We start from the raw sequence: 1,465 nt of genomic DNA, 5'->3' as shown, positions 1-1,465 counted from the left end.
CCCCGCACCACCGCGCGCGGCACCGGGCGGCCGGGCCCGGGGACGGGTGCGGACCGGGCCGCGGCGTCCACCCCCACCTCCCTGGGGACGGGCGCCGCTCCCACCGCCGTCGTGCCCCCGGCGGTGCGCCCCGGCGCCGCGGACACGACAGCGGCCCGAACCGCCGCCCGGCAGTCCGCCGGGCGCCGCGCCGGCCGGGCGCCCGAACAGGTGGTGCGGGTGCAGATCGGCCGGCTGGAGGTGACGGCCGCCCAGCCGTCCGCGCCGGGCGGGGCGCGGCCGGGCACCCGCGCCGCCGAACGGGCGGGGGCGACCCTCAGCCTGGCGGACTACCTGGCACGGGGGCGCGAGTGAGCCGCACGACGACGAAGCGGACGGGGAGCTGACGCCATGAGCAACGCACTCGCCATCGCCCATGTCAGCCAGGCCCTCGCCCTGCTGATCGAGTCCCACCTCCAGCCGGAGATCGACATGGCGGTGAAGGTGGAGCCGCGCAAGCCGCCCGCCGAGCCGCCCGCCGAGCCCACCATCTCCGTCTTCCTCTACCAGGTGACCCCCAACACCTCGCGGCGCAACGACGACCTGCCCACCCGCGCCCCCGACGGCACGCTGGTGCGCCGGGCGAGCGCGGCGCTCGACCTCAACTATGTGATCAGCGCGTACGGCGACGAGACCGAACTGGTCGGGCAGCGCCTCCTCGGCTCGGTGGTGCGCACCCTGCACGAGATCCCGGTCCTGCCCAAGGACGTCATCGAACTCGCGGGCGAGAAACCGTACTTGGCGGGCAGCAACCTCGCGGAGTCGGCCCAGCGGGTGCGGTTCACACCGAACGTGATGGACATCGACGAGACGTCGAAGCTGTGGGGGATGCTCTACCAGACCCCCTACGCCCTCTCCGTCGTCTACCAGGCGTCCCTGATCCTCATCGACGGCCGGCAGACGCCGACACCGGCCAGGCCGGTCGAGCGGCCGGAGGTACGGGTGCTGCCGTTCGGCGCGCCGGGCGCACCGGTTCCCCCGGGGCCGGGGCCGGGGCCGGACGGGGCCCTCGGGCAGGACCCGGACGCCGCCGCGGGTCCCGCGCCGGCGAGGGGGACCGGGGCGGCTTCGAAGGGTTCGGCGAAGGGGACCGGAGCCGCTTCGAAGGACCCGGCGAAGACCCCCGCCAAGACGCCCGCGAAGGCCCTGGCCAAGAGGCCGGCCCGCGCCCGCAAGGGCACGGCCGGGGCGGCCAGGGCGGCGCGGCCACCAGCGCGCGGGACGAACCGCGACGCGGCGGACGGCACCGAGCGCACCGACGACAACTGACACGGCATGGGCGACACGACGGGGGCGGGTGAACACATGGAGACGCACGAGCAGGTGGGGACCGTGGGCGACGACTCCGCACGGGCCGCGGGGATCGGGCGCGTCCTCGCCCGCGTGGGCGCGCACGCCGCCCGGACCGGCCAGGGGCTCGCGACCG

1 protein-coding gene and 1 pseudogene are annotated in these 1,465 nt (G+C 76.7%); both read left to right on the top strand.

Going from position 1 to position 1,465, the window contains the following annotated elements; genetic code table 11:
• A pseudogene (locus FRZ03_RS40785) lies at positions 1–354 on the top strand (hypothetical protein); the annotation flags it as partial.
• 36 nt (positions 355–390) lie between these two features.
• Complete coding sequence (locus FRZ03_RS33655) at positions 391–1,308, top strand: Pvc16 family protein (protein ID WP_146468839.1); 918 nt, start codon at positions 391–393, stop codon at positions 1,306–1,308.
• The last annotated feature ends 157 nt before the right edge of the window (positions 1,309–1,465 follow it).

It is taken from the genome of Streptomyces misionensis (genome assembly GCF_007896895.1).
Classification (GTDB): Bacteria; Actinomycetota; Actinomycetes; order Streptomycetales; family Streptomycetaceae; genus Streptomyces; species Streptomyces misionensis_A.
This window is presented reverse-complemented; position numbering and strand designations above follow the sequence as displayed.

What these genes read in the sequence shown, in the direction of transcription:
- FRZ03_RS33655 (WP_146468839.1), top strand. Translation starts at nt 391, where the DNA reads ATGAGCAACGCACTCGCCATCGCCCATGTCAGCCAGGCCCTCGCCCTG.